Source organism: Sulfitobacter sp. 1A13421 (assembly GCF_043557285.1).
Classification (GTDB): domain Bacteria; phylum Pseudomonadota; class Alphaproteobacteria; order Rhodobacterales; family Rhodobacteraceae; genus Sulfitobacter; species Sulfitobacter faviae.
The window spans coordinates 13,358-39,254 of sequence record NZ_JBIFFQ010000015.1; the positions used below are offsets into that span (position 1 = coordinate 13,358).

Sequence of the window (25,897 nt, forward strand, 5' to 3'; positions counted from 1 at the left end):
CTGGGGAAAGAGGTTTCGCAAGCCCCGATCGGCGGTCAGTTGCGCGCCCTGCCCCGCCAGCCGCCCCGGCGGCGCGGGGTGGTCAGCGTCGTCTGCCCCTCGCGCAGCACTTGGGTCATCGGGTGATCTGCGGCGGCGCGGTGCCGTTCCAGCAATCGGGTAATGGCGGCGCTGCTGTCGTGTCCGTCGGGCAGGCTCAGGGCCCAGTCGAGAAAGATGCTGCGGCATTCGGCGGCACCGATCCCCTCCATCCGGTAGGATTCGCGGATCAGGCCCTTTGGGTCATCGGGATCGCTCATGCTTCCTCCTGCCCCGCCGCTGGCAGCGCTGCGTCGATGATCTCGGCAGCCGTCGCGTAATCCTCCTGCATCTTGCGCTCCAACGCCGAGAGGTCGTCGCAGGCTAGCACACGGCAAAGGAAGCTTGCCCCCGCCTGCCCCATGGCCCCAGCGTCGATAGGATTGGCCGAGAGCAGCCGCGCGGCGCAGTTCAGGGTCCAAGCGTCGGTATAGGCCGAAAAAAGCGCGGCCTCTCCTTCGGCATCGATCACGCCTTCACTTTGCGCAGCTGCAAGCCCCGCGTCGATCTCACGCGCGCCGGTGCCCCCGATGAGCGCGCCGGCCTGTGCGAAGAGTTCGATGTCCTGCAAACGGCCCGCGCCGGTCTTGGCGTCGAGCGGCCCGCTGGGGCTTCGGGCGGCGGCGATGCGGCGGCGCATCTTGGCGACCTCGCTCAGCACCTTGTCGCGCGGGGCGGCACGGCCAAGGATATCTTTGCAGAGCGCTTCGACATCACGGCCCAGATCCTCGGCCCCCGCGATCACCCGCGCGCGGGTGAGGGCCAGATGCTCCCACACCCACGCCTGCTCTTTCTGATAGCTCTCGAAACTGGCAAGGCTGGTCGCCACAGGCCCCTGATTGCCCGAAGGGCGCAGGCGCATGTCGATGTCGTAAAGCTTGCCTTGCGCCATCGGCGCGGTCATCGCGGTAATCATCGCTTGGGTCAGCCGCGCGTAATAGCTGCGCGTGGCGAGGGGCTTGGGGCCATCGGAACTCTCCACCCCATCGGCGTCATAGATCACCAGCATATCGAGGTCCGAAGTCGGCGTGAGCCGCCCGGCCCCGAGCGAGCCCATGCCAAGGATCACCGCCCCGCGCCCCGGAGGCGGGCCATGGCGGGTGGCGAATTGATCGACGACCACGGGCCAAAGCGCCTGCAAGACGGCTTGGGCAAGCTCGGCATACTGCCGCCCGGCGGTGGCCGCGTCGATCAACCCGCGCAGCAGATGGACGCCGATCCGAAAATGCCATTCGCGCGCCCAACGGCGGGTGCCGTCAAGGCGCAATTCATAATCCGCCTCCCCCGCAAGGTGCTGCGCCAGCATCTCGGTCAGTTTGATCTGGCCCGGCCAGTCCGAGAAGAAATCGCCACCGATCACCGCGTCGAAGACGCCGGAGTTGCGCGACAGATGCGTGGCAAGCGCGGGCGATGTGGCGACGATATCCACCAAGAGATCGCCCAGTTGCGGATTGGCCCGCAAAAGCGAGAAGAGCTGAACCCCGGCGGGCAGTCCCGCGAGAAAGCCGTCGAAGGCCAAAAGCCCCTCATCCGGCTTGGCCGATTGCGCCAGACGGTCGAGCAGCAGTGGCTTCAACCGTCCGAAAATATCCGCCCCCCGCTCCGAACGCAGCGCGGGATAGCTGGGCCAACGGTCCAGCACCGAGGTGTCGAATTGATGCGCCGGGCGGGCGGCTTCGGGCTCTTCCCTCGTGGCGGCGAAAAAGCTTTCGATCAGGTCGTGTACGGCTTGCAGACGCTCATGAAGATCGGCCTGTAAGTCCTTGACATCCATATCCATCATGGCGGCCAGCCGGTCAAAATCGGCGTCGTTTCGGGGCAGCGTGTGGGTCTGGGCGTCTTGCACCATCTGCAATCGGTGCTCGACCGTGCGATGCGCGCGGTAGTGATCACCAAGCGTCTCGGCCACCTCCTCGGGCACCCAGCCCTTTTCGGCCAGCACGCGCAATCCCGCCAGCGTGCCACGGGGTCGCAGGTCCGCATCCCGGCCCCCGGCGATGAGCTGCCGGGTCTGGGTGAAAAACTCGATCTCGCGGATGCCGCCGCGGCCCAGTTTCATGTCATGCCCCGGCAGGGTGATCGGGCCGCCCAAGCCCTTATGCTCACGGATCGCCAGCCGCATGTCATGGGCGTCTTGGATCGCGGCGAAATCCAGATGACGGCGCCAGACGAAGGGGCGAAGCGATTGCAAAAACGCCTCGCCCGCCGCGATGTCGCCCACTGCGGGGCGGGCCTTGATATAGGCCGCGCGCTCCCATGTGCGGCCAAGGCTTTCGTAGTAGCGCTCCGCCGCCTCCATCGCGATGCAGACGGGGGTGACCGCCGGGTCGGGGCGCAAACGCAGATCGGTGCGGAAGACATAGCCTTGGGCGGTGATATCGCTCAGCGTGCCCGACATGGCCCGCGTGGCTTTGACGAAGGCGCTGCGGGCGGCGTGGAAATCATCAGGCGCAAAACGGCTTTCGTCGAAAAGGCAGATCAGGTCGATGTCGGAGGAATAGTTCAGCTCCCCCGCGCCCATCTTGCCCATGGCAAAGACGACCATGCCCGCGCAATCGGAAAGATCGTTCATCGTCATGCCCGGCAGCTTGCCGCGCTTGATCTGGGCCGCCAGCCCCGCCCGCAGGGCCGCGCCGCAGGCGGCATCGGCGTATTCCGTCAGCGCACCTGTCACCTCTTCCAGCGACCATGCCCCGCCCAGATCGGCCAGCGCGGTCAGCAGCGCCATTCGCCGCTTGCCCTGCCGCAGACCATCGGCAAGCCGATCGGGGGCCAGTTCCGCTGCTGCTGCGCAATTTTCGGCCAGAGCGGCTTCGGGATTGGCCACCGCCGCGCTCAGCCAGCCCGCCTCTTTCTCCAAAAGCGCCATCAGATAGGGCGCGGTCGAGGCCGCAGCCGAGATCATTTCGCGCAACTCCGGCGCGAGATCGGGCAGCAGCGCCGCCGCATCCTGCGCGCGTTCGCGGTGATAGACACGGGGGGAACGGGTGATCCGGGCGGCGAGAGATGGGTCTGTCATGGGGCCAGCTTTGCGGGCTGATCCAAGCGGCGTCAATGGGGGTTGCGGCAGGGCACGGGCTTGCTACGACTTTGGCGCGCGCCCCGAGGGGGCGCGATGCGACAAGGGGCAGAGAATGAGCAAGAGTTTGAAACGGGTCCGCGCCACGCTGGAGGCTGCGGGGGTGACGCCGGAAATCCGCGAGACGGCTTTGGCGCGGACGGCGGTGGATGCGGCCACGGCGCTTGATTGCGCGGTCGACCAAATCGCGAAATCCATCGTTCTGCGCGGCGAAGACAGCGGGGCGGCGCTGCTCTTCATCACCGCAGGCGCACTGCAGGTCGATCTCGAACGGGCCGCGGCGCTGGCGGGGGAGCCTTTGGGCAAGGCCGATGCCGCGCTGATCCGGGCGCAGACCGGCTTTGCCATCGGCGGCGTCGCGCCTTTAGGGCATATCACGCCGCCGCGCGCTTGGTTTGACCGCAAGCTGCTGCAATTCCCGCTGGTCTGGGCCGCTGCGGGCACGCCGCATCACGTTTTCTGTCTTGAACCCCAGAAGATGGCGCAGCTTTCCGGTGCGCAAGTCGCTGATTTCACTGTCGCTTCCTAAATAATGTAAAAAACATTCACATAGCCCCTTGCGAAACGGGTTCGGCGTTCCGATCTATTCAATGTGAAAGACATTCACATTATCCGAAACGCCCGGGCCGGCGACAGGCCCGTCACGACCGAAAGGCTCAACAATGACGACAGTGACCACCGACCCGACCTACTCACCCCGCCCCAGCTGGCTGGCCCGGACAGAAGCCTGGATGGACGCACGCGGCAAAGGTGCATGGATCGCCGCCATGGTGCTCGGCTTCATCTTCTTCTGGCCCCTCGGCCTCGCCCTTCTTGCCTATATGACTTGGAGCAAACGCATGTTCTCTTCGAAATCCTGCAGCCGCAAATCCAGCCGCGCGATGATGTCGCGCAGCACCGGCAACCGTGCCTTTGACGCCTATAAGGCCGACACGCTGCGCCGTTTGGAGGAAGAGCAGCACAACTTCGAAGCCTTCCTTGAGCGTCTGCGCGAGGCCAAGGACAAGGCCGAGTTCGACCAGTTCATGGACGAGCGCGCCAAGCGGGACGAGACGGCCACAAACGCCTGATCGCACCCTGACCTCCGCCCCCCGGCATCCGGCCCGGGGGGCCTTTCGCAGGACAAGACATGACCCAGACCCCAGACCCCGACCTACACCCGCAATTCTATGACGGCATCGCTGGCAAGCGGCTGCTGGCTTGGGTCATCGATGTGACCCTTGTCCTGCTCTTTTGCGTCCTGATCCTGCCGTTTACGGCCTTTACGGGGCTGTTCTTTTTCCCCTTCCTGACGCTGGTGGTGGGCTTTGCCTACCGGGTGGCCACGCTGACCAGCGGCTCGGCCACATGGGGGATGCGCCTGATGGCGATGGAGCTGCGCGACCACCGCGACCGGCCCTTCGATTTCATGACTGCGCTCTTGCATACCATCGGCTATTCGCTGTCGATGACGGTCACCATCATTCAGGTCGTCTCGGCCGTTCTCATCTGCACCACGGCCCGCCGCCAAAGCCTTACGGACATGGCGCTTGGCACCGTGCCGGTGAACCGGCGGCTCAGCCGCTAGGGGCGCACGCAAATTTGCCCTTGGCGGAGCGGGGGGTGGTTGATAGCATCCCCCGATAAATGCTGGAAGCCCATGCGACATACACTGCCTTTGACACCGCAATTCTATGTCACAGCGCCGCAACCCTGCCCCTATCTGGAGGGCCGGATGGAGCGCAAGCTGTTTACCGCCCTTCAGGGCGATAATGCCGCTCGCCTGAATGACAGTCTGTCGAGCCAAGGCTTCCGCCGCTCGCAAAATGTTCTGTACCGCCCCTCCTGCGCCGATTGCGCCGCTTGCCTTTCGGCGCGGATCGACGTGGCCGCCTTTCGCCCCAGCAAAAGCCAGCGCCGCATTCTGAACCGCAACGCGGGGCTTAAGCGCCGCGCGACCTCGCCTTGGGCCACGGAAGAGCAATATGACCTTTTCCGCAGCTACCTCGACAGCCGCCATGCGGATGGGGGTATGGCGGATATGGATGTCTTCGAATTCGCCGCAATGATCGAGGAAACGCCGATCCGCAGCCGAGTGATCGAGTATACAGACCCCGAGGCCGACAATGCCCTCGTTGGCGTCTGCCTGACCGATGTGCTGAGCGACGGGGTGAGCATGGTCTATTCCTTCTACACCCCCGACCGGCCCCGCAACGGGCTGGGCAATTACATTATCCTCGACCATATCGAAATCGCCCGCGCGGCGGGGCTGCCTTATGTCTATCTGGGCTATTGGGTGCCCGGCAGCCAGAAGATGGGATATAAGGCCAAATTCTCGGGGCTTGAGGTCTATATGGGCGGGCAGTGGCAAAAGATGCGTGATCCTGAGGGTTTCGTGCCCGACCAGCATCCGCTCAGCAACGATCCCATCGCCGAACAGGTGGCCAATATCACCCTGCCGGATGTCAGCCCACGCTGAGGAAACCTATTGATTTTGGCACCATTACCGGGCGGCCCCTTGGGCTGCCCGTTTTGTTGTGTGTGATACCGCGCCGGAAATGCAGGAAAGTACGCCGCGCCGATCAAATTTTTCCGAAAATAACCAAGATGAGGCGCGTTGTGAAATAAACTTACAGATAATCCCGCCTGACACACAAGATTTTCGCCATTTCTCTGTTGACGCCCCTCTTTCCCCCTCCTAATCTCACGCCACGCTTAGAGGACCCTTAAGATGACCGACCTAGTCATTATTGTAAGACACACGCGCATGGGCCGGTAACGGTAGACCATAATCCTTCCCATGCGCCCCCGTCAGACCGGGGGTTTTTTTATGCCAATCGCAATAACCTGCCTTACGGAGCACCCAAGATGAAACGCCAGATGACCGGAGCGAAAATGATCGTCCAAGCCCTGATTGACCAGGGTGTGGACACCGTCTTTGGATATCCCGGTGGCGCGGTGCTACCGATCTATGATGAGGTCTTTCAGCAGAATTCGATCAAGCACGTTCTGGTGCGCCATGAGCAAGGGGCGGTGCACGCCGCCGAAGGCTATGCCCGTTCCACTGGCAAACCGGGCGTGGTGCTGGTGACCTCCGGCCCCGGTGCCACGAATGCGGTCACGGGCCTCACCGATGCGCTGCTCGACTCGATTCCGCTGGTGGTGCTGACCGGTCAGGTGCCGACCTTCATGATCGGCTCGGACGCCTTTCAAGAGGCCGACACCGTGGGCATCACCCGCCCCTGCACCAAGCACAACTGGCTGGTGAAAGAGACCGACACCCTTGGCGCCACTCTGCACGAGGCCTTCCATGTCGCCACCCATGGCCGCCCTGGCCCGGTGCTGATCGACATCCCCAAGGACGTGCAATTCGCCACCGGCCACTACGAGTCCCCCAAACCCTCGATCTCGCGCTATCAGCCTCAGGTTAAGGGCGACATGGCCGAGATCACCGAACTGGTCGCAGCGATGGAGACGGCGAAGCGTCCGATTTTCTACACCGGCGGCGGGGTCATCAACTCCGGCCCGGCGGCGAGCCAGTTGCTGCGCGAATTGGTTGATGCCACCGGCTTTCCCATCACCTCGACCCTGATGGGCCTCGGCGCCTACCCGGCGTCGGGTGACAAATGGCTTGGGATGCTCGGGATGCACGGGCTCTACGAGGCCAATATGGCGATGCATGACTGCGACCTGATGATCAACATCGGCGCGCGGTTCGATGACCGGATCACCGGCGTGATCGACAGTTTCAGCCCGAAATCCACCAAGGCGCATATCGACATCGACCCATCGTCGATCAACAAAGTGATCCGCATCGACATTCCGATCGTCGGCGATGTGGCCCATGTGCTCGAAGACCTGCTGAAGGTCTGGAAGTCGCGCGGCCGCAAGACCAATAGCGAGGCGGTGGCGAAATGGTGGCAGCAGATCGAAGAATGGCGCAGCATCGATTGCCTCAAGTTCAACCAATCCGGCAAGGTGATCAAACCCCAGCACGCGCTGGCACGGCTTGAAGCGCTGACCAAGGATCACGACCGCTATATCACCACCGAAGTGGGCCAACACCAGATGTGGGCCGCGCAATACCTCGGCTTTGAGGAGCCGAACCGCTGGATGACCTCGGGCGGCCTCGGCACCATGGGCTATGGTTTCCCCGCCTCCATCGGCGTGCAGATGGCCCACCCCGAGGCACTGGTGATCAATGTGGCGGGCGAAGCCTCGTGGCTGATGAACATGCAAGAGATGGGCACGGCGATGCAATTCGGCCTGCCGGTGAAACAGTTCATCCTCAACAACGAGCGGCTCGGCATGGTGCGCCAGTGGCAGGAACTGCTGCATGGTGAGCGCTATTCGCAAAGCTGGTCCGAAGCCCTGCCCGATTTCGTCAAACTGGCCGAAGCCTTTGGCGCCAAGGGGATCATCTGCTCGGACCCCGATGACCTTGATGATGCGATCATGGAGATGATCAACCACGACGGGCCGGTGATCTTTGACTGTCTGGTCGAGAAGCATGAGAACTGCTTCCCCATGATCCCAAGCGGCAAGGCGCATAACGAGATGCTGTTGCCCGGCGATCATGAGACCCAAGGTGTGATCGACGCAAAAGGCTCGGTGTTGGTGTAACCCGTTTTCTTTAAAAGAAAACGTCCCGGAAATTTTTGAAATTTCCGGCGAAGATGAAGAAGGACGAAGACATGGCTGCCCTAAAAATCAAAAAAGGTGCGACCTCGCATTCCGCCTACAACCTACGGCCCAACTTCTCGGATGTGGTTGAAAAACACACGCTGGCCGTGCTGGTCGAGAACGAGCCCGGCGCGCTGGCGCGGGTGATTGGCCTGTTCTCGGGCCGGGGGTACAACATCGACAGTCTGACCGTGGCCGAGGTGGACCACACCGGGCATCTGTCGCGCATCACCATCGTCACCAGCGGCACGCCGCAGGTGATCGAGCAGATCAAGGCGCAGGTCGGCCGCATCGTGCCGGTGCATGAGGTGCATGACCTCACCGTCGAAGGACCGAGCGTGGAGCGGGAACTGGCGATTTTCAAAGTCGTCGGCAAGGGCGAACATCGGGTCGAAGCGCTGCGGCTGGCGGATATCTTCCGCGCCAATGTGGTCGACAGCACGCTCGAAAGCTTTGTTTTCGAGATCACCGGCGCGCCCGACAAGATCGACGCTTTCGCCGAGTTGATGCGCCCGCTGGGGCTGGCTGATGTCGCCCGCACCGGCGTGGCCGCCCTCGCCCGTGGTGTCTGACACGCGGGGCGTTTAAGCTTTCAGCTGGGCCGCGCGGAATTGGCGCGGTCCGGGCTTGGCGGTAAAGGGAATGATCTGAGCGCCTTGCTGACGCTTTCCCTCTGCCTCCGGCTCTGCCGCCACGGGGTTATCTTGACGCAGCGCCTCGGGCAGATGCGAAGCCGCTTTCTCCTGCACCAGCCGGGGGTTGCCCGCGATACGCAGCTTGCGATGCACTGAGACGTCGAACTGCACCATATCGCCCGTGTCAAACCCCGCCCCCTGCCCGACACGGATCGCCGGCTCTTCGTAATAGGCAAGATCGCCTTGATCTTCGCACCAGAAAACCGCTTTTCCGGCGCTATTATCGCTCCACAGAACTACACCAATCATAGTACACCCCGCTTTCGATGTTTGTTCTCCATTCTGCGACAATCGAAAGAGGTGAAACATAGGTTAAAATGCAACGTCCGCTTGCATTTTGTGTCGGTTCCAGTAGGGTCAGCTACAAATCAGCGTCAGCTTTGACGCGCCTTCGCGTCAGCCTGTTAACCATCTGGCCATAACGGCTTTTATTTTAAGGCCGCGACGCAAATCAGAACGAGGCCGCATGTCCGCTCCCAACCGCTCCCCCTCTGAACTTCGTAGCATGTTCGGCGCCAATCTGCGCCAGTTGGCAGCGGATTACCCCTCGATCTCTGACCTTGCCCGGCAGCTTGGCATCAATCGCACGCAATTCAACCGCTACCTCTCGGGCGAAAGCTTCCCCCGGCCCGATGTACTGGCCCGGATCTGCCGCTTTTTCGAGATCGACGCGCGGGTGCTGCTGGAGCCGGTAACCGAGATTTCCCTGAACCAAGACCCTATCAACAACAGCTTCCTGCGCGACTTTCTGGGCACTGGGGTTCAAAACGTGCCCGAGGCGGATTTTCCAAGCGGTTTTTACCGTTTCGCGCGGCGGTCTTTTCTGGATCAGGACAGGTTCGTGACCGGCGTGGTTTTTATCACGCGCCATGGCAGCAACACCTTCCTGCGCGGCTATGAGAGCGCGCCATCGCTGCGTGCACAAGAGCTGCCGACCAACCCGATGGCGCGGGAATATCGCGGCATCGTCTCACGACAAGAGAATGGGGTTTCCATCGTCGTTTCGCGGCGTCGCACGCTGACCGGGTCGTTCAACTACCTCAACCGCGTCGCCTCTTTCGAGAATAACTTTTGGGTGGGCTACGTCACCCGCACCGCCCCCGAAAGCGCCGCGGGCACGCGGGTGACCCGGCTGACCTATGAGTATATCGGCAGAGACCCCAAAACCGTTCTGCCCGCCGCGCGGCAGGCGGGGTTCACCGACATCGACGCGCTGATGCCCTACCACCGCCGCCTGCTTCAGCCCGACGCACCGTTTAACTGAGACCGGCTATAGCTGGGGCGGCTGCGCCTGCGGATAGCCCGTCGCCTCATGCCAACCTTGGGCCAATTGCAACAGACGCGCGTCACCGCCGCGCCTGCCGATCAGTTGCAGCCCCAAGGGCAGACCGCGCGCATCAAAACCCGCGGGGATGTTGACCACCGGCAGGCCAATCAGGCTGGCCGGGACCACCACCTGCATCCAACGGTGATAGGTATCCAACGGCTGACCGTCGATCTCGGTCGGGTGCACCTGTTCGACAGCGAAGGGCCAGACCTGCGCCGAAGGCAGCACCAGCACGTCGACTTCCTCAAAAAGAGCATCCGCCGCGCGGAACCAATTGGAGCGGATGCTACTGGCACGCTGGATGTCAGAGGCCGAGAACCCCTGCCCCCGTGCGACCTCCCATTGCGCGGCAGGTTTCAGCCCCTCGCGCCGAGCGGGGTCGTCATAGATCGCCCCGAGAGAGGCCGCCACGGCAAAGGACCGCAGGGTGATCCAGCTTTTCCACATGGCCTCTGCCTCGAAGGGTGCCGCCAAGGGCGTGACCGTATGGCCAAGGTCGGCCAAGCGCTTCAGCGCCGCTTCGCTATGGTCGATGATCCCCGGCGCACAGGGGAAGGCACCGCCCCAGTCGCCCAGCCAGCCGATCCGCTGAGGGGCCAGTGCCGCGTCGATCAACGGTGTTGCATCGGGGGTGGCGCGGGTCAGCGGTTCGCGCGGGTCGTGGCCTGTCATCACGTCCAACAGGGCGGCAAGGTCACGCGGGCTGCGCGCCATCGGCCCCAGGGTCGAAAGCTGGTGCAGAAAGAGATCGCCGTCATTGCCCGAAGGCACCGTGCCCCAGCTGGGCCGCATGCCGTAGACGTTGTTCCACCCCGCCGGATTGCGCAGGGAGCCCATCATGTCGGAGCCATCGGCCACGGCCACCATCCGCGCCGCCAGCGCCGCCGCCGCCCCGCCAGAGGAGCCGCCAGCCGAACGGCCAAGGTCATAGGGGTTGCAGGTCGCCCCATGCACCGGGTTGAACGTATGGCTGCCAAGGCCGAATTCCGGGGTGTTGGTCTTGCCGATCACGATGGCCCCGGCGGCACGCAGACGGGCCACCGCCGGGTGATCCCGCTTGGCCGGTGCCGCGCCGAACAGCGGCGAGCCCTGCGAGGTAGGCAACCCCTCTGCATCTGCCAAATCCTTGATCGCCATGGGAATGCCGTGCAACCAGCCCTTGCGCGGGCCCGCGTCGGCGGCTTCAGCCTCGGCCAGCAAAGCGTCGCGATCGCGGAGGGAGACGACGGCATTCACCTTGTCGTTCACCGCCTCGATCCGGTCCAAGGTCGCCTGCATCAACTCGACCGCGGAGATCTTTCGCGCGGCCAGCGCCTCAGACAGCTGTGAGGCGTCCCAATTTAGCAATTCCATCATGTCCCCCTATTGATCACTGTCATTCCATGAGGGGGACGTCATGGGCTCAGTCGCCCTGCGCCTCGGCCCGGCTTTTGCCCGAGACCGCCAGCGCCAGCGTCGCCCCCATCAACCCATCGAGATCGCCGTCAAGCACGCCTTTGGTGTCCGAGGTCTCGTAATTGGTGCGCAGGTCTTTGACCATCTGATAGGGCTGCAGAACGTAGGAGCGGATCTGGTTGCCCCAGCCCGCGTCGCCTGCATTCTCATGCGCCTCGTTCACCAGTGCCGAGCGCTTGTCCAACTCCATCTGATAGAGCCGCGATTTCAGCGCTTTCATGGCGATGTCGCGGTTCTGGTGCTGCGACTTCTCCGAAGAGGTCACGACGATGCCCGTGGGGTGGTGGGTGATCCGCACCGCCGAGTCGGTGGTGTTGACGTGCTGACCGCCCGCGCCGGAGGACCGGTAGGTATCGATGCGGATATCGGAGGGGTTCACCTCGATCTCGATATTGTCGTCGACCACCGGGTAAACCTTCACGGAGGTGAAAGAGGTGTGCCGCTTGGCTGCCGAGTCGAAGGGCGAAATGCGCACGAGACGGTGCACGCCGCTTTCGGATTTCAGCCAGCCATAGGCGTTATGGCCTTCAATCTTATAGGTCGCGGATTTGATGCCTGCCTCGTCTCCCGCGCTTTCGGCCTGAAGATCGACCTTATAGCCCTTCTTCTCGGCCCAGCGGACATACATCCGCGCCAGCATGCTGGCCCAGTCGCAGCTTTCCGTACCGCCCGCGCCTGCATTGATCTCAAGGAAGGTGTCGTTGCTGTCGGCCTCACCATTCAGCAGCGCTTCGAGTTCTTTCTGCGCGGCCTTTTCGGCCAGCGTCTTCAGCGCGGCTTCGGCGTCAGAGATGACCTCTTCGTCCTCTTCCATCTCGCCCAGTTCGATCAGTTCGAGATTGTCGGCCAACTCCTGTTTGATGCCCTCATAGGTGTCGATGGCATCGACCAGCGACTGACGCTCGCGCATCAGCTTTTGCGCCGCATCGGGGTTGTCCCAAAGGTTCGGGTCTTCGACGCGGGCGTTGAATTCTTCCAACCGGTAGGGCGCGGTCTCCACATCCAGTCGCTGGGCCAGCAATTCCAGCGATTTGCTGATCTGGTCCGCGGTATTCTGTGCCTCTGCGCGCATGTGTGCCTGCCTTTGATAAGTAATGCGGCCCCGAAAACCGGAGCCGCACGAGAGATAGACCAGCCCGCCAGCGGCGGCAAGTGGGGGGCGGCAAAGCGCAGCCTTGCCCCGCCCCCTTCGGCCTGATTAGTAAAGACCGCCCGAGCTCAGCGTGCCAAAGCTCGCCTTGGGGCCGACGGTGGCTTTCTTGCCGGTCGATGTGGTGACCTCACGCGAGGAGGAACCGCCCAGTTCTTCGACCAGCGGCAGGTCCGCCCCCATGGCAAAACCGCCATCGAAAGAGATGCCAAAGAGCGGCTCTTCGCCATCGCGGAAACATTCCGACACGACATTGGCGCCGGTGGCGCTGTCGCTCAAACGGGCACCGGTGAAACGGTCGATCTTGATAAAGCGGCACTGGTCCGGCACCGCGAAGTCACCGCCGCCGTATTTCTTGATCGCTTGGCTCATGAAGCGCTGGAAGACAGGCGCACAGAGCCGCCCGCCGCCCGCGCCCCGGCCCATCGGGCGCGGGGTGTCAAAACCGATATAGCAGCCCGCCACGACGTTGGAGGAGAAGCCCACGAACCACGCATCTTTCTCATCGTTGGTGGTGCCTGTCTTGCCCGCGATCGGCACCGGCAAGTTCACCGCATTGCGCGCCGTGCCGCGCTCGACCACGCCCCGCATCATGGAGGTCAACTGATAGGCGGTCACCGGGTCCATCACCCGCTCGCGGTTGGAGATGATCCGCGGCGCCTCACCGGGGGCGAGGTTGATCTGCTCACAATCGTAGCATTTGCGCTCATCATGTTTGTAGACCGTGCGACCATAGCGGTCTTGCACCCGGTCGACCAAAGTGGGCTGCACCCGCTCGCCGCCATTGGCGAACATCGCATAGGCCGAAACCATTTGGTACAGCGTGGTTTCCTGACTGCCGAGCGCGTTCGACAGCAAGGGTGCCAGATCGTCGTAAACGCCGAAACGCTCCGCATAGCTGCCGACCACATCCATCCCAACCTCTTGCGCCAAACGGATGGTCATCAGGTTGCGCGACTGTTCGATCCCGGTGCGTAGGGGCGTCGGACCATAGAATTTATGCGAAGCGTTCTGCGGGCGCCAAACGCCCTGCGGCGTGTTGATCTCAATGGGCGCGTCGACCACGATGGTCGCGGGGCTATAGCCGCTGTCCAGCGCGGAGGCATAGACGAAGGGCTTGAAGCTCGACCCCGGCTGGCGCTTGGCCTGTGTGGCGCGGTTGAACACGCTCGCCTGATAGGAAAAGCCGCCCTGCATTGCGATCACGCGGCCCGTGTGCACGTCCATCGCGACGAAACCGCCCTGGACCTCTGGCACCTGCCGCAAAGTCCAGCGGATGAAAGATCCGTCGCTGTCCGAGGTCATGCGCCGGACCAAGACGACCTCACCCACCTCAAGCAGGTCGCCCGCCACCTGAGCCTTGCGCCCGAGAGAGCCGTCATCCAGCCGTTTGCGCGCCCATTGCACGTCCTTGGCCGGAATCCAGTGGCCGTCTTCGTCATCCTCGACGCCTTCGATCCCGATGCGGGCGTCATTGCTGCCGACCTCAAGCACCACCGCCGGATACCACTGGTTCTCCAGATCGATGTCGCGCGGCACCCGCAGGTCCGCAAGTGCTGCACGCCATTTCTCTTCGCTGTCCAGTTGATCGGCGGGGATCTCGAAGCGTGTCCCGCGCCAGATGCCCTGCCCGCGGTCATATTGCTCCAGCTGACGGCGCAGGGCGTTGGCGGCGATGGGCTGCATCTCGTTGTCGATGGTCGCGCGCACGGTCAGACCGCCGGTAAAGAACTCCCCCTCACCGAAATCCTCGCTCAACTGGCGGCGAATTTCGTCGGTGAAGTAATCCCGCGGCGGCAGTTCGGCCTTGAAGCTCTCGAAATCACCGTTCTGGACCGAGCGCAGCGGCTGCGCCACTTCGGTTTCATAGACCGCTTCCGAGATATAGCCGTTCTCTTTCATCTCGCGCAGCACGAAGTTCCGCCGTGCCAGCAGGCGGTCCTTGCGGCGCACCGGGTGGTAATCCGAGGGTGCCTTGGGCAGCGAGGCGAGGAAGGCCGCCTCATGCGGGGCCAACTCGCTCAGCGTCTTGTTGAAATACGTCTGGCTCGCCGCCGCCACGCCATAGGAGTTCTGGCCGAGGAAAATCTCGTTCAGATAGAGCTCGAGAATTTTCTCTTTGCTCAGGGTCTCTTCCAGACGCGAGGCAAGGATGATCTCCTTGATTTTACGCTCGGCCCGGCGGTCGCCCGACAACAGGAAGTTCTTCATCACCTGCTGGGTGATCGTCGAAGCCCCGCGCACATCGCGCCCGCGCGATTTGACCGCATCCACCGCCGCCGCACCGATGCCGCGAAGGTCATAGCCCTCATGAGTGTAGAAGTTCTTGTCCTCTGCCGAGATGAAGGCCTGTTTCACCAGATCCGGAATGGTATTGGCCGGGGCGAAAAGACGACGTTCCTTGGCGAATTCGTCGATCAGACGGCCTTGGCCTGAGTAAATCCGGCTGATCGTCGGCGGCGTATATTGCGCCAGCGACTCATGGCTGGGCAAATCCCGGCCATACATCCAGAACACCGCCCCGATGGTCAAAGCCACCATGCCGACGCTCAGGGTCAGGGTGGTAAAGATCCCCCCGAAAAAGGACAGAACAAATCGAAACACGCGCGCGGACCACCATTGGCTAGGGACAGTTCCGATCCTATACAGGATGCGCTGGCGCGGGTCAAAACACATGGCCGCCAGCGGGGGCGAATCTTCGCCCATCGCAAAAGCTGTCAGATCTTTTTATTTTACTTTCTGATCAATGGCTTGAGCGCCGCATCCTGATCACGCCACGTCACGATCGCATCCGCCATGGCGCTCACCATCGACGCGCGCCACACCGGATCGCGCAGATTGGTCAGATCGCGCTTGGAACTCAGGAACCCCACTTCGACCAAAACCGAAGGAATATCGGCGGACTTCAAGACCGAGAAACCCGCCCGCCGCAGGGGTCGGCTGTTCAACGGCCCGCCCGCCGCGCCCATGCCCTTGACCAAAATCTCGGCCAGCGCATCTGAGCGCGGCTCGGTCTCTTGCCGGGCAAGGTCCAGCAGGATGCCCGCCACCTGATCATCCGAACCGGTCAAATCCGCCCCCGCGATGATGTCTGACCGGTCATGTCGCGCGGCCAGATGTTCGGTCGCCACATCGCTGGCATCATCGGAAAGGGTATAGACCGTCGCCCCGCTCGCCCCGCCCTGCGACAGGCTGTCGGCATGGAGCGAGATGAAAAGGTCCGCTTCGGCCTGATGGGCGATGGCGACCCGATGCTCTAAGGCGACGAAAATATCCTCGTCCCGGGTCAGCAAGACATCAACCCCCTTGCGCCGCAGCGCATCGCGCAGGTCGCGAGCGAAATTAAGCATCAGGTCTTTCTCGTCCAATCCCTCGCGCTGCGCACCGGGGTCGATGCCGCCGTGGCCGGGGTCCAGAACGACGGTGAAACTGTCCTTGTCTGCCGCCTCAGGTTTCGGCGGCGCGGTGAGCGCGGTGGTCCAATCAGGGTCCACTGGCGCGCCTGCGGCCTTGGCAAAGATCGCAGGTTCGACCGTCTCCAAGGTAATCTCGAGCCGCGCCTTGCCGCTGCTTGCATCAACCGGCATGCCAATCTCAGCGGGAACCATCGGCTCGGCCAAATCCGCCACCAGACGCGACCAACCGGGCTGAAACGCGCCAAACCGCAGGGCCGAGATACGGCCCGGTTTTTCCAACAAATCCCCCCGGGCGACATTCGACCAATCCGCCTCGCGGAAATCGACGATCAGGCGGGCGGGATCATCCAGCAGAAAAACCCGGAAAGGCACGCCCTGGCTCAGCGCCACGGTCAAATCGGTCTTGCCGAACCAGCGATCACTCACCGCGCTCTCAACCGGATCGACCCGCGCCAGCGCCGTCAACTCCTGCGCCGAGACGGTGACCGGCCCCGCGCAGGCCAACAAGACTGCCAGTCCCCTAAAGATTGCCCGCATGATCGATCACCCTGCCCGTTTTCGCCCTTCTATCACCTGCCGCGCGGCCAAACCAGCATTCAGCGCGCCGCCATGAAGGCTTTGAGCCGGGCGATGCCCTCCTCCATATCCGCCGTGCTGCGCGCATAGGAAAAGCGCAGCGTCTTATGCCCCCGCGCCGGGTCAAAATCGAGCCCGGGGGTCACGGCGACGCCAGCCTTCTCCAGAATTTCCGCCGCAAAGGCGCGGCTGTCATCGGTAAAGCGCGAAACATCGGCATAGACGTAAAACGCCCCATCGGGCGGGGCGATGTCGGTAAACCCCGCCTCTTGCAAACCGGTGATCATCAAATCGCGGTTGCGCCGGTAAACCGCCAGATTGGCCTGCAATTCGTCGTCACAGTCCATCGCCGCCAGCGCGGCGATCTGGCTGGCATGGGGTGCGCAGATGAACATGTTTTGCGCGATCCGCTCGACCACGCGCACCTGATCCTTGGGCACCACCATCCAGCCCACGCGCCAGCCAGTCATCGAGAAATACTTCGAGAAGGAATTGATCACATAGCAGTCATCGGTGACCTCCAGCGCGGTCACGGCCTTCTTGTCATATTCGATGCCATGGTAAATCTCGTCCGAAATGAAGGACATGTCATTGGCCGCACAGGCATCCGTCAGCGCCGTCAAGGCGGGTCGGTCGAGCATCGTACCCGAAGGATTGGCCGGGGAGGCCACGAGCAAACCGCGCAGGTCTTTCCCCGCGAAATCCGCCGCGACGGGCTGATATCTGTTCTCGGGCGCGGCGGGCAGATCGACGGGCTGCATCCCCAAGGCGCGCAGGATCTGACGGTAGCTGGGATAGCCCGGCGCCCCGATGCCCACCCGATCCCCGGAATCGAAGAGCGCGGTAAAAGCCAGCAGAAACCCGCCCGAGGACCCGGGGGTGATCACCACCCGCGCTGGATCGAGATCGACGTTATACCATTCGCCATACATCTGCGCGATCCGCGCGCGCAAAGCAGGCAGGCCAAGCGCCACGGTATAGCCCAAGGCCCCCTCACCCATCGCTTTGGTCAGCGCGGCTGCCGCCCCTTTTGGCGCGCCCGTGCCGGGTTGGCCAACCTCCATATGAATGATGTGACGGCCCGCCTCTTCGGCGGCGCTGGCGGCCTGCATCACGTCCATCACGATAAAGGGATCAACGGCGGACCTGGTTGAATTGCGCATGGGCTTGCTCCTACTGTCGGCATGTGCTTTCACCGCGCTTGATGCCGGGCGTCAACCCTTGGCCCCTATTTCGCAGCTTTACCGAAAGGACCGCCCATGTTCGCCCGCCTCCTCGCCCCCGCCCTCGCCGGTGCTGTCGCCTTTGCCGCCCCCGCCGGGGCCATGGACCTGACCGAGCTTACGGACGCCGAACGCGCGCAGTTCCGGGCCGAGGTCCGCGCCTATCTGATGGAAAACCCCGAAGTCATCCTGCAAGCGGTGGAGCAGATGCAAAACCGTCAGGCCCAAGCGCAGATGCAGGCGGATTTCGATCTGGTCTCGGCCAATGCCGATGAGATTTTCGACGACGGCTACTCTTGGGTCGGCGGCAACCCGGAGGGGGACATCACGCTGGTCGAATTCCTCGACTACCGCTGCGGCTACTGCAAACGCGCCCATGGCGAAGTGGCCAAACTGCTGGAAACGGACGGCAACATCAAACTGATTGTCAAAGAGTTCCCGATCCTTGGGGAGCAATCGCTGCTGGCGTCGCGCTTTGCCGTGGCCACCAAACAGGTCGCGGGCGATGACGCTTACAAACAACTGAACGATGCGCTTATGGCCTTCAACGGAGCGGTCACCCTCCCCGCCCTCCGCCGCTTGGGCGAAAGCTTCGATCTGGATGTCGCAGCGATCGAAGCCGAGATGGACAGCGACGCGGTCACGCAAGAGATCGCCCAAACCCGCGCGCTGGCCCAAAAGTTGCAGATCACCGGCACGCCCACCTTCGTCATGCAAGACGAAATGCTGCGCGGCTACCTGCCCTATGATCAAATGATGGCACTGGTAGAAGAAAAGCGCGGCTAAAGATGCGCGCCCTGGCAGTCTTGGCCGCGCTCGCGCTGGCCCAGCCCGCCGGGGCCGATGAACCGATCGCGCGTGATGCGTTTGAAACCGAACTCCGCGCCGCGATCCTAGCCAATGGCGATGTCATCGCCAAAGCCTTGGCCGGCCCAACGCAGATGCAACGGCATATCCAAAACGACCTGTCTCTGCTCGAACAGCTCGCTCCCGACCTTCTGGCAGGCCACCCCATCGCGCTTTTCACCGCAGAAGACTGCGAGACCTGCGCCACCGCCGCCAAAGAATTGACCGCAATCACAAAGCGTTACGGCATCACCTTCATACAACACGATCTCAGCCACCCCCAGCCCGCCCGCTGGGCTACCGCCCTAGGGCTCACCGACGCCCCCTTCTACGTGCTGCCCGAAATGATCCTCAACGGCCACATGCCGCCCATAGTCCTCGAAAAACACCTCACCCCAAACAAGCTGAAGACCACTCCCCAACCCACTGATTAATAACCCATTCCAACAACAGATAAAGCGCGCCAACCTCCCGGCTCACGCGCTCCCCCTCATCTTCATCCTTTTAAAAATACCTCTGAGCAGCCTCACAACCAACGCAGCGCCAGCGGCTCAGCCCCCAACCTACTCAGCCGCCTTCACCGCCTCAGCCTCAATCTGCGCCGCGCGTTCCTCAACCTGCTCGACGATATGGTCAATCATACCTTCATTGCCGAGCTTATGGCTCTGCTTGCCCGCCAGATAGACCATGCCAGACCCGGCCCCGCCGCCGGTAAAGCCCACGTCGGTCATCAGCGCCTCACCGGGGCCGTTCACCACGCAGCCGATGATCGACAGGCTCATCGGCGTCTTGATATGCTCCAGCCGTTTCTCCAAGGTCTCGACGGTTTTGATCACGTCGAACCCCTGCCGCGCGCAGGAGGGACAGGAGATGATGTTCACCCCACGGTGCCGCAGCCCGAGGGATTTGAGAATCTCATAACCGACCTTCACCTCTTCCACCGGATCGGCGGAGAGGGAGACGCGGATGGTATCGCCGATGCCACTCCACAAAAGGTTGCCCAGACCGATGGCCGATTTGATCGTGCCCGACATCAGCCCGCCCGCCTCGGTGATGCCGAGGTGGATGGGCGCGTCGGTGGCATCGGCAAGCTGTTGGTAGGCCGCCGCGGCCATGAAAACGTCCGAGGCTTTGCAGGAAATCTTGAACTCGTGGAAATCGTTGTCTTGCAGGATTTTGATGTGATCCAGACCGCTTTCGACCATCGCATCGGGGCATGGCTCGCCGTATTTCTCCAGCAGATGCCGCTCCAGCGAGCCCGCGTTCACGCCGATGCGGATTGAGCAATTGTGGTCCCGCGCGGCTTTGATGACCTCACGCACCCGCTTTTCATCGCCGATATTGCCCGGGTTGATGCGCAGACAGGCGGCACCGGCCTCGGCGGCTTCGATCCCGCGCTTGTAGTGAAAGTGGATGTCCGCAACGATGGGCACCGACACTTCGGGAACGATCTCACGCAAGGCTTTGGAGGAATCCTCATCCGGAACCGAGACCCGCACGATATCGGCGCCTGCGTCAGCGGCGGCTTGGACCTGTGCGATGGTGGCGGCGACATCGGTGGTCAGCGTGTTGGTCATGGTCTGCACCGTGATCGGCGCGTCACCGCCCACCGGCACATTGCCCACCATGATCTGCCGGGACTTGCGACGCGGAATATCGCGCCAAGGGCGAATGGAATGAAGCGACATGAAGACACCTTTCGCGGGATCAGGGGCTTTGGCCCCCTACCTATTCAGCCGGGGCCTCATGTGCAATGGGAAGCGGCGGCCCGCGCGTTTAGCTGCCCTGACAGGGCATCGCCGCCAGAGCGGAGGGGTCGAGCGAGCCTTCGAGATCGGCAAACATCCGGCTGAGTGATTGCTCCGCCGTCGGATCGACCGGCTCATAAAGCTCAGCCAGAGCCTGCGCGTGGAGCGGCACGTTGGAGGTCACTGCTCCGCGCGGCCCAACGGGGCCAAAACAGCCATCCGCCATGGCGAAATATAGCGCACCGGATTCGCCCGTCCGAAGGGAGGGCGGCTCTTCGGTGACGGGAACATCCCATGTGTCGCCCTTGTTCATCACGCCTTCGAAAATCACCGTGCCGTCAGCCGCGCGCACCCGCACCCAAGAGGGGTAAGCCGCGACCATGCGCACTTTCTCGCCCAAAGGCTCAACAACCTGCGGTTTGGGCAGGTCGGTATCGGCATTGGCGAGCATCACAGCCTCGTCGATGGCGCTGGTGATGCTGTCATCTGACAGGCTGTCATCACCCTCCGCTGCCTCGGCCACCACGGTGCCTTGCGCGGCGGTATCGGGGCGGTCCGGCGTCGGGAAATTGCTGACAGAGCGCGGATCAATAGAAGCAATCGGCGCGTCACGCGCCACCAGCACCGGCACGTCAAGCGCTTGCGGGCGATAAAGCCGGTCCAGCGCCTCGGCCCGAGGGCTTTCCACGCTTTGCGGCGCGGCGGAATCGTCTTCCGCGTCAGGCGCGCTGGCCAGCGCCCCATCCAGCGGGTCGAGATCGGAAAGCACGATCGGGGTCTGATCCACCGGGGCCACCTGCACGCGCTGCACCTCTTTCAGCACGGTCCAACCGCCAAAACCAATGGCCGAAATCAGCGCGATCAGCACCAGCGAGGAGCCGACCGCCCCCGGCTCAATCCGGCTGAGCAACCCGTCGCCCGTGGGCACGAAGGGCGTGTTGGGCCGGGCGAAAAGATCGTCTTCTTTCGGGGACTTGCGGCGTTCCTCGAAGCTCGGCTTTTTGACGACGGAGGCTTCGGCGGACATGCCATGGGCCACGGCGAAACCGGATTCCTTGCAGAAGGCGGCAAAGGCCTGATCTGGGTCCATATTGAGGTAGCGCGCGTAGGAGCGCACATAGCCCGCGATGAAGCCGGGCGTGTCAAATGCGCCGGGATCACAGTTTTCGATTGCGGCGATATAGGAGGCTTTGATGCGCAATTCGCGCTGCACGTCGAGCAGGGATTTACCAAGCGTGGCCCGTTCGCCGCGCATGACATCCCCCAACCGCAATTCGAATGCATCGAACCCTTTGGGTTCGACTGTTTCGTCCTCAGCGGTTCTGGAGGCCCATCGCCCGATCATCAATATGCCCTGTCCCTGTTAGCCTGTACCTTTGATCCAAACACGCCCCAACGATTCGGATGTAGCCTTTTCTTGACAAAAGGCTACCACAAGACAACGCAAAACACGAATAGCGCTGCGTTAGCCCGCAGCTTCGGCACGATTCAGCGCACAATGCGACCAGAGCACGTCCATCCCCCGGACAAGTGCATCCATCTCTTTAGGCCCATGTACCGGTGAGGGCGTGAAGCGCAACCGCTCCGTGCCGCGCGGGACGGTGGGGAAGTTGATGGGCTGAACATAGATCCCGTGATCTTCGAGCAGCATGTCCGACAGAAGCTTGGTGTGCACCGGGTTGCCCACCATAACGGGCACGATGTGACTGCCATGGTCGATGATCGGCAAGCCCAGCCCCTTCAGCCGCAATTTCAACGCCTTGGCCTGCTGCTGGTGTTTCTCTCGCAGCTCGGGCGCGCGTTTGAGATAGGCGACCGAAGCGGCGGCCCCCGCAGCGACGGCAGGCGGCAGCGAGGTGGTAAAGATGAACCCCGGTGCATAGGAACGGATCGCGTCGCACATCTTGGCAGAGGCGGCGATATAGCCGCCCATCACGCCGTAGGCTTTGGCCAGCGTGCCGTTGATGATGTCGAGCCGGTGCATCAGCCGGTCGCGTTCCGCCACCCCTGCCCCGCGCGGGCCATACATGCCAACCGCGTGCACCTCGTCGATATAGGTCAGCGCGCCGAATTCATCCGCGAGATCGCAGATTTCTTCGATGGGCCCGAAATCGCCGTCCATCGAATAGATCGATTCAAAAGCGATCAGCTTGGGCGCGGCAGGGTCATCCGCCTCCATCAACTCGCGCAGATGGGCGACATCATTGTGGCGGAAGATACGCTTGGCTCCGCCATTGCGGCGCACGCCTTCGATCATGGAGGCATGGTTCAGCGCGTCGGAATAGATGATCAGCCCGGGAAAGAGCTTGGGCAGGGTCGAGAGCGTGGCGTCATTGGCGATATAGGCCGAGGTGAACAGCAGCGCCGCTTCCTTGCCATGCAGATCGGCCAGTTCGGCCTCGAGCTGCTTGTGATAGACCGTCGTGCCCGAGATGTTGCGCGTCCCGCCAGAGCCTGCGCCGGTGGCGCGCAGCGCTTCTTCCATGGCTTCGATCACCACGGGGTTCTGCCCCATGCCCAAATAGTCGTTGCCGCACCAAACGGTGATATCCTGCTGCGACCCGTCGGGTTTGGTCCAGACGGCATGGGGGAACTGACCATTGCGACGCTCGATGTCGATGAAGGTCCGGTAGCGTCCTTCGTCATGCAGGCGCGCAATCGCCGCGTCGAGCTTCTCGTTATAGTCCATGCGCGTCTCCATCTTTTGGCGCGAACAGGAGGAGGCCCCTCCATATTCAGCTTTTAGAATGATTACAGATCCAAAGCCGAAGCTTCAATCTCTTATCCCGGCCCCTTTGCGGGGCGAACTGTCGCAGGCGCTGCGCGTTCTACGCTCGATTTAAGATTGTTCGCTTGTATTGCCAGCCGCTTTCATGCTTCCAAAGGACCAATCCAGAAAGGGCAGTTTGTTTTGCGCGCCACTCCACATCCCCAGCAGGACCAGCGCCTGCGGACGCTTTATAATTACGAGATTCTCGACACCCCGCGCGAGGAGGAGTTCGACGAGATCGTCGAACTGGCGGCTGAGATCTGTGACGCGCCGATTTCAGTGATCAACCCGATCGACAAGGACAGACAGTGGTTCAAGGCCGAAGTGGGTCTGGGTGCGCGCGAGACGCCGCTCGAAACCTCGCTCTGCTCTCACGCGATTCTGGAAGAGCGCTTCGTTGAGATTCCCGACACGCTGAAAGACCCGCGCATGGCCGACAACCCGCTGTGCACCGCAGGCGACGGGCTGCGGTTTTATGCAGGTGCGCTGCTGATTGCGTCCAACGGGCTGCCGCTTGGCACGCTGTGCATCCTCGACACCAAACCCCGCAGGCTGACCGCGCTGCAACGCAAGGCGATCTCTGTCTTGTCGCGTCAGGTAATGAAGCAACTCGACCTGCGCCTTTCCCTGCGCAGCCAAGCCGTGCTGATGAGCGAGGCCGACCACCGTGTCAAAAACTCGCTCCAGACACTGTCGGCCATGGTTCGGCTCCACACCCGGCAATTGGATGACACGACCACGATCAATGTGCTGAACGGCATTCAGCGCCGGGTCAACGCCATGGCAACGCTACATGGTGAGCTGCAAACCGGACAGGGGCGCGATGAGGTCGATGTGGGCAAATACCTCGACAGGGTCTTGGAGCTTTTGCAGGAAACCGCACCGGGGCATGTCAAAATCAGCTACCGGTCGGACCCTGTGACCCTACGATCCAGCGCGGCTTCATCCTTGGGGCTGATCATTAGCGAGTTTGCCGCCAATTCGATCAAACACGCCTTCCCGGATGGCGCGCCCGGCCATATCGAAATCGACCTCAGCCTGCGGGACGGGCATTTCCACCTTGAATGCAAAGACGATGGCATCGGGGCCGCGAACGAGGGCAAAGGGCGGGCCGACAGCATTGGGCAGACCTTGATGGCGGCGGCGGCGTCGCAGTTGAATGCGCAGGTCGACAGCCAGCTTACCTCCGAGGGCAGCCGCCTCTCGCTCACCTTCTGAACGCGGGCCCTGCGGCCACTGGACACGCCCTGCCCGCCTGATACCTTCGCGCCAAATTCACAAGCGCAAGGAATTATGCCCATGTCCCTCGACGATGTTCTCGCCCGGATCGACAACGATCTGCACGCCGCCACCGACCGCCTGTTGGACCTGCTGCGCATCCCGTCAATCTCGACCGATCCGGCCTATAAGGCCGATTGCGACCGCGCCGCCGATTGGCTGGTGGCCGATCTTACATCCATGGGCGTGGAAGCCGAAAAACGCGCCACGCCGGGGCATCCGATGGTCGTGGGCCATGTGGGCGAAGGTAAGCCGCATCTGCTGTTCTATGGCCACTATGACGTGCAGCCGGTCGACCCGCTGAACCTTTGGGACCGCGATCCCTTCGATCCGGCGGTTGAGGAGACGGAGAAGGGCCGCGTGATCCGGGGCCGAGGGGCCGCCGATGACAAGGGCCAGTTGATGACCATCATCGAGGCCCTGCGCGCGTGGAAAGATGTGAAAGGCGACTGGCCCTGCCGCATCACCTTTTTCCTCGAAGGCGAAGAGGAATCCGGCTCCCCCTCCCTCGTCCCTTTCATGAAGGAGAACGCCGAAGAGCTGAAAGCCGATGTGGCGATGATCTGCGACACCGGGCTGTTTGAGAGCAAGACCCCCGCCATCGTCACCATGCTGCGTGGGCTTTTGGGCGAAGAGCTGACCGTCACCGCCCCGTCGAAAGACCTGCATTCGGGCATGTATGGTGGCATTTCGATGAACCCGATCCGCGCGCTGAGCAAGGTGATCGCCGCGCTGCATGACGACGAAGGCCGCATCACCATCCCCGGCTTCTATGACGGCGTGCCGGACCTGCCCGAGGATTTGGAAGCGCAGTGGCAGGGCCTCGCCTTTGACCATAGCGCCTTCCTCGGCGACGTGGGGCTCAGCAAACCGGCGGGTGAGCAGGACCGCACCCCGCTTGAGATGATCTGGTCGCGCCCGACTTGTGAGGTTAACGGCATCTGGGGTGGCTATACCGGCGATGGCTTCAAAACGGTGCTGCCGTCCGAGGCGCATGCCAAGATCAGCTTCCGCCTCGTCGGTACGCAGGACCCGCTCGCCATCCGTGAGAACTTCCGCAAGATGGTGGCTGAGATGCTGCCCGAAGACTGCACGGTCGAATTCTCAGGCCACGGCGCCAGCCAAGCCTCGGGGGTGGACATTGGCCATGCGATGTTCGAACCCGCCCGCCAAGCGCTCAGCGACGAATGGCAGGTGCCTGCAGCCTATATCGGCTGTGGTGGTTCGATTCCGATTGCCGGGCATTTTCAGAAGATTCTCGGGACCGAGCCGATGCTGATCGGTTTCGGCAAGGATGATGATCAAATCCACTCCCCGAACGAGAAATACGACGTGGAGAGCTTTCACAAAGGCATCCGCTCCTGGGCGCGCATCATTGATGCGCTGACCTGAGCAGATTGGCGATCGGGCCTGGCCGGTCGCCATATATTCCACTGTCAGGGCATCAAGAGGCAACGCTGAATAACCCTGCGCGACCTAGGGTTTAGCGCCTGCACGTTACGAAATAGAGGGGAAAAGTGGCGCGGTTGACGGGGCTCGAACCCGCGACCCCCGGCGTGACAGGCCGGTACTCTAACCAACTGAGCTACAACCG

At 62.5% G+C, this 25,897-nt stretch carries 22 protein-coding genes; 11 read left to right on the forward strand and 11 right to left on the reverse strand.

Translation table 11 applies throughout. The features are described from left to right. Positions 1–35 precede the first annotated feature (35 nt). A complete protein-coding gene (locus tag ACGYLI_RS17490; protein ID WP_394408854.1) occupies positions 36–299 on the reverse strand; it encodes a hypothetical protein in 264 nt (87 codons plus the stop codon). Beyond that, positions 296–3,097, reverse strand: coding sequence for a glutamine-synthetase adenylyltransferase (locus ACGYLI_RS17495; RefSeq protein ID WP_394420107.1), 2,802 nt, complete (start codon positions 3,095–3,097; stop codon positions 296–298). The genes ACGYLI_RS17490 and ACGYLI_RS17495 overlap by 4 nt, the downstream gene beginning before the upstream one ends. 115 nt (positions 3,098–3,212) lie before the next feature. Between ACGYLI_RS17495 and ACGYLI_RS17500 the strand changes: the two genes are divergently transcribed. From ACGYLI_RS17500 to ilvN, 6 genes are all read left to right on the forward strand, one after another. Beyond that, a complete protein-coding gene (locus tag ACGYLI_RS17500; protein WP_394420108.1) occupies positions 3,213–3,686 on the forward strand; it encodes a YbaK/EbsC family protein in 474 nt (157 codons plus the stop codon). Positions 3,687–3,819: 133 nt separating this feature from the next. Beyond that, positions 3,820–4,227: a DUF2852 domain-containing protein gene (locus ACGYLI_RS17505; protein ID WP_209218085.1), complete on the forward strand. Its 408-nt coding sequence runs from the start codon at positions 3,820–3,822 to the stop codon at positions 4,225–4,227. Positions 4,228–4,286: 59 nt separating this feature from the next. Continuing rightward, on the forward strand, positions 4,287–4,724 hold the full coding sequence (locus ACGYLI_RS17510; RefSeq protein WP_067268666.1) for an RDD family protein: 438 nt from the start codon (positions 4,287–4,289) through the stop codon (positions 4,722–4,724). Positions 4,725–4,796: 72 nt separating this feature from the next. After that, the gene (locus tag ACGYLI_RS17515; protein WP_394420109.1) at positions 4,797–5,615 is read left to right on the forward strand and encodes an arginyltransferase; all 819 of its coding nucleotides are present in this window, start codon (positions 4,797–4,799) and stop codon (positions 5,613–5,615) included. A 389-nt stretch (positions 5,616–6,004) separates the two neighbouring features. After that, a complete protein-coding gene (locus ACGYLI_RS17520; protein WP_394420110.1) occupies positions 6,005–7,759 on the forward strand; it encodes an acetolactate synthase 3 large subunit in 1,755 nt (584 codons plus the stop codon). A 71-nt stretch (positions 7,760–7,830) separates the two neighbouring features. Further along, positions 7,831–8,391, forward strand: a complete 561-nt coding sequence (gene ilvN / locus ACGYLI_RS17525; protein ID WP_067268661.1) for an acetolactate synthase small subunit — start codon at positions 7,831–7,833, stop codon at positions 8,389–8,391. Between the two features lie 12 nt (positions 8,392–8,403). On the opposite strand, the gene ACGYLI_RS17530 is transcribed toward ilvN, so the two are convergent. After that, positions 8,404–8,763, reverse strand: a complete 360-nt coding sequence (locus ACGYLI_RS17530; protein WP_209218080.1) for a hypothetical protein — start codon at positions 8,761–8,763, stop codon at positions 8,404–8,406. A gap of 217 nt (positions 8,764–8,980) precedes the next feature. Here ACGYLI_RS17530 and ACGYLI_RS17535 point away from each other — a divergent pair, with 217 nt between their 5' ends. Next, positions 8,981–9,778 (forward strand): helix-turn-helix domain-containing protein, encoded by a 798-nt coding sequence (locus tag ACGYLI_RS17535; protein ID WP_169306045.1) that lies wholly within the window; start codon positions 8,981–8,983, stop codon positions 9,776–9,778. A 6-nt stretch (positions 9,779–9,784) separates the two neighbouring features. Here ACGYLI_RS17535 and ACGYLI_RS17540 read toward each other — a convergent pair whose 3' ends face one another. The 5 genes from ACGYLI_RS17540 to ACGYLI_RS17560 form a co-directional block, all read right to left on the reverse strand. Then, positions 9,785–11,194: an amidase gene (locus tag ACGYLI_RS17540; RefSeq protein ID WP_394420111.1), complete on the reverse strand. Its 1,410-nt coding sequence runs from the start codon at positions 11,192–11,194 to the stop codon at positions 9,785–9,787. Positions 11,195–11,243: 49 nt separating this feature from the next. Beyond that, positions 11,244–12,368, reverse strand: a complete 1,125-nt coding sequence (prfB, locus tag ACGYLI_RS17545) for a peptide chain release factor 2 (RefSeq protein ID WP_394420112.1) — start codon at positions 12,366–12,368, stop codon at positions 11,244–11,246. A 126-nt stretch (positions 12,369–12,494) separates the two neighbouring features. Continuing rightward, complete coding sequence (locus ACGYLI_RS17550) at positions 12,495–15,050, reverse strand: penicillin-binding protein 1A (protein WP_394420113.1); 2,556 nt, start codon at positions 15,048–15,050, stop codon at positions 12,495–12,497. A 128-nt stretch (positions 15,051–15,178) separates the two neighbouring features. Further along, complete coding sequence (locus ACGYLI_RS17555; RefSeq protein ID WP_394420114.1) at positions 15,179–16,399, reverse strand: N-acetylmuramoyl-L-alanine amidase; 1,221 nt, start codon at positions 16,397–16,399, stop codon at positions 15,179–15,181. 59 nt (positions 16,400–16,458) lie between these two features. Beyond that, positions 16,459–17,601 carry a pyridoxal phosphate-dependent aminotransferase gene (locus tag ACGYLI_RS17560; RefSeq protein WP_394420115.1) on the reverse strand — a complete coding sequence of 381 codons (1,143 nt, stop codon included), beginning with the start codon at positions 17,599–17,601 and terminating at the stop codon, positions 16,459–16,461. Between the two features lie 96 nt (positions 17,602–17,697). On the opposite strand from ACGYLI_RS17560, the gene ACGYLI_RS17565 reads away from it, so the two are divergent. Both ACGYLI_RS17565 and ACGYLI_RS17570 read left to right on the forward strand, forming a co-directional pair. After that, positions 17,698–18,447 carry a DsbA family protein gene (locus ACGYLI_RS17565; RefSeq protein ID WP_394420116.1) on the forward strand — a complete coding sequence of 250 codons (750 nt, stop codon included), beginning with the start codon at positions 17,698–17,700 and terminating at the stop codon, positions 18,445–18,447. A 2-nt stretch (positions 18,448–18,449) separates the two neighbouring features. Next, a complete protein-coding gene (locus tag ACGYLI_RS17570) occupies positions 18,450–18,941 on the forward strand; it encodes a disulfide bond formation protein DsbA (RefSeq protein WP_394420117.1) in 492 nt (163 codons plus the stop codon). A gap of 129 nt (positions 18,942–19,070) precedes the next feature. Here ACGYLI_RS17570 and ispG read toward each other — a convergent pair whose 3' ends face one another. The 3 genes from ispG to hemA all read right to left on the reverse strand — a co-directional run bounded on the left by ispG (position 19,071) and on the right by hemA (position 22,944). Beyond that, positions 19,071–20,195, reverse strand: a complete 1,125-nt coding sequence (gene ispG, locus ACGYLI_RS17575) for a flavodoxin-dependent (E)-4-hydroxy-3-methylbut-2-enyl-diphosphate synthase (protein WP_067265051.1) — start codon at positions 20,193–20,195, stop codon at positions 19,071–19,073. Positions 20,196–20,283: 88 nt separating this feature from the next. Beyond that, complete coding sequence (locus ACGYLI_RS17580; RefSeq protein ID WP_271687584.1) at positions 20,284–21,600, reverse strand: RodZ domain-containing protein; 1,317 nt, start codon at positions 21,598–21,600, stop codon at positions 20,284–20,286. Between the two features lie 120 nt (positions 21,601–21,720). Continuing rightward, the gene (hemA, locus tag ACGYLI_RS17585) at positions 21,721–22,944 is read right to left on the reverse strand and encodes a 5-aminolevulinate synthase (RefSeq protein ID WP_067265045.1); all 1,224 of its coding nucleotides are present in this window, start codon (positions 22,942–22,944) and stop codon (positions 21,721–21,723) included. A gap of 222 nt (positions 22,945–23,166) precedes the next feature. Between hemA and ACGYLI_RS17590 the strand changes: the two genes are divergently transcribed. Both ACGYLI_RS17590 and ACGYLI_RS17595 read left to right on the forward strand, forming a co-directional pair. Beyond that, positions 23,167–24,243 (forward strand): histidine kinase dimerization/phosphoacceptor domain -containing protein, encoded by a 1,077-nt coding sequence (locus ACGYLI_RS17590; protein WP_394420118.1) that lies wholly within the window; start codon positions 23,167–23,169, stop codon positions 24,241–24,243. An 81-nt stretch (positions 24,244–24,324) separates the two neighbouring features. Next, positions 24,325–25,695 (forward strand): M20/M25/M40 family metallo-hydrolase, encoded by a 1,371-nt coding sequence (locus ACGYLI_RS17595; protein WP_394420119.1) that lies wholly within the window; start codon positions 24,325–24,327, stop codon positions 25,693–25,695. The last annotated feature ends 202 nt before the right edge of the window (positions 25,696–25,897 follow it).

What these genes read in the sequence shown, in the direction of transcription:
- ispG (WP_067265051.1), bottom strand. Translation starts at nt 20,195, where the DNA reads ATGTCGCTTCATTCCATTCGCCCTTGGCGCGATATTCCGCGTCGCAAG.
- ACGYLI_RS17555 (WP_394420114.1), bottom strand. Translation starts at nt 16,399, where the DNA reads ATGCGGGCAATCTTTAGGGGACTGGCAGTCTTGTTGGCCTGCGCGGGG.
- ACGYLI_RS17490 (WP_394408854.1), bottom strand. Translation starts at nt 299, where the DNA reads ATGAGCGATCCCGATGACCCAAAGGGCCTGATCCGCGAATCCTACCGG.
- hemA (WP_067265045.1), bottom strand. Translation starts at nt 22,944, where the DNA reads ATGGACTATAACGAGAAGCTCGACGCGGCGATTGCGCGCCTGCATGAC.
- ACGYLI_RS17500 (WP_394420108.1), top strand. Translation starts at nt 3,213, where the DNA reads ATGAGCAAGAGTTTGAAACGGGTCCGCGCCACGCTGGAGGCTGCGGGG.
- ACGYLI_RS17565 (WP_394420116.1), top strand. Translation starts at nt 17,698, where the DNA reads ATGTTCGCCCGCCTCCTCGCCCCCGCCCTCGCCGGTGCTGTCGCCTTT.
- ACGYLI_RS17560 (WP_394420115.1), bottom strand. Translation starts at nt 17,601, where the DNA reads ATGCGCAATTCAACCAGGTCCGCCGTTGATCCCTTTATCGTGATGGAC.
- ACGYLI_RS17530 (WP_209218080.1), bottom strand. Translation starts at nt 8,763, where the DNA reads ATGATTGGTGTAGTTCTGTGGAGCGATAATAGCGCCGGAAAAGCGGTT.
- ACGYLI_RS17595 (WP_394420119.1), top strand. Translation starts at nt 24,325, where the DNA reads ATGTCCCTCGACGATGTTCTCGCCCGGATCGACAACGATCTGCACGCC.
- ACGYLI_RS17515 (WP_394420109.1), top strand. Translation starts at nt 4,797, where the DNA reads ATGCGACATACACTGCCTTTGACACCGCAATTCTATGTCACAGCGCCG.
- ACGYLI_RS17535 (WP_169306045.1), top strand. Translation starts at nt 8,981, where the DNA reads ATGTCCGCTCCCAACCGCTCCCCCTCTGAACTTCGTAGCATGTTCGGC.
- ACGYLI_RS17510 (WP_067268666.1), top strand. Translation starts at nt 4,287, where the DNA reads ATGACCCAGACCCCAGACCCCGACCTACACCCGCAATTCTATGACGGC.
- ACGYLI_RS17505 (WP_209218085.1), top strand. Translation starts at nt 3,820, where the DNA reads ATGACGACAGTGACCACCGACCCGACCTACTCACCCCGCCCCAGCTGG.
- ACGYLI_RS17495 (WP_394420107.1), bottom strand. Translation starts at nt 3,097, where the DNA reads ATGACAGACCCATCTCTCGCCGCCCGGATCACCCGTTCCCCCCGTGTC.
- ACGYLI_RS17580 (WP_271687584.1), bottom strand. Translation starts at nt 21,600, where the DNA reads ATGATCGGGCGATGGGCCTCCAGAACCGCTGAGGACGAAACAGTCGAA.
- ACGYLI_RS17520 (WP_394420110.1), top strand. Translation starts at nt 6,005, where the DNA reads ATGAAACGCCAGATGACCGGAGCGAAAATGATCGTCCAAGCCCTGATT.
- prfB (WP_394420112.1), bottom strand. Translation starts at nt 12,368, where the DNA reads ATGCGCGCAGAGGCACAGAATACCGCGGACCAGATCAGCAAATCGCTG.
- ACGYLI_RS17570 (WP_394420117.1), top strand. Translation starts at nt 18,450, where the DNA reads ATGCGCGCCCTGGCAGTCTTGGCCGCGCTCGCGCTGGCCCAGCCCGCC.
- ACGYLI_RS17540 (WP_394420111.1), bottom strand. Translation starts at nt 11,194, where the DNA reads ATGGAATTGCTAAATTGGGACGCCTCACAGCTGTCTGAGGCGCTGGCC.
- ilvN (WP_067268661.1), top strand. Translation starts at nt 7,831, where the DNA reads ATGGCTGCCCTAAAAATCAAAAAAGGTGCGACCTCGCATTCCGCCTAC.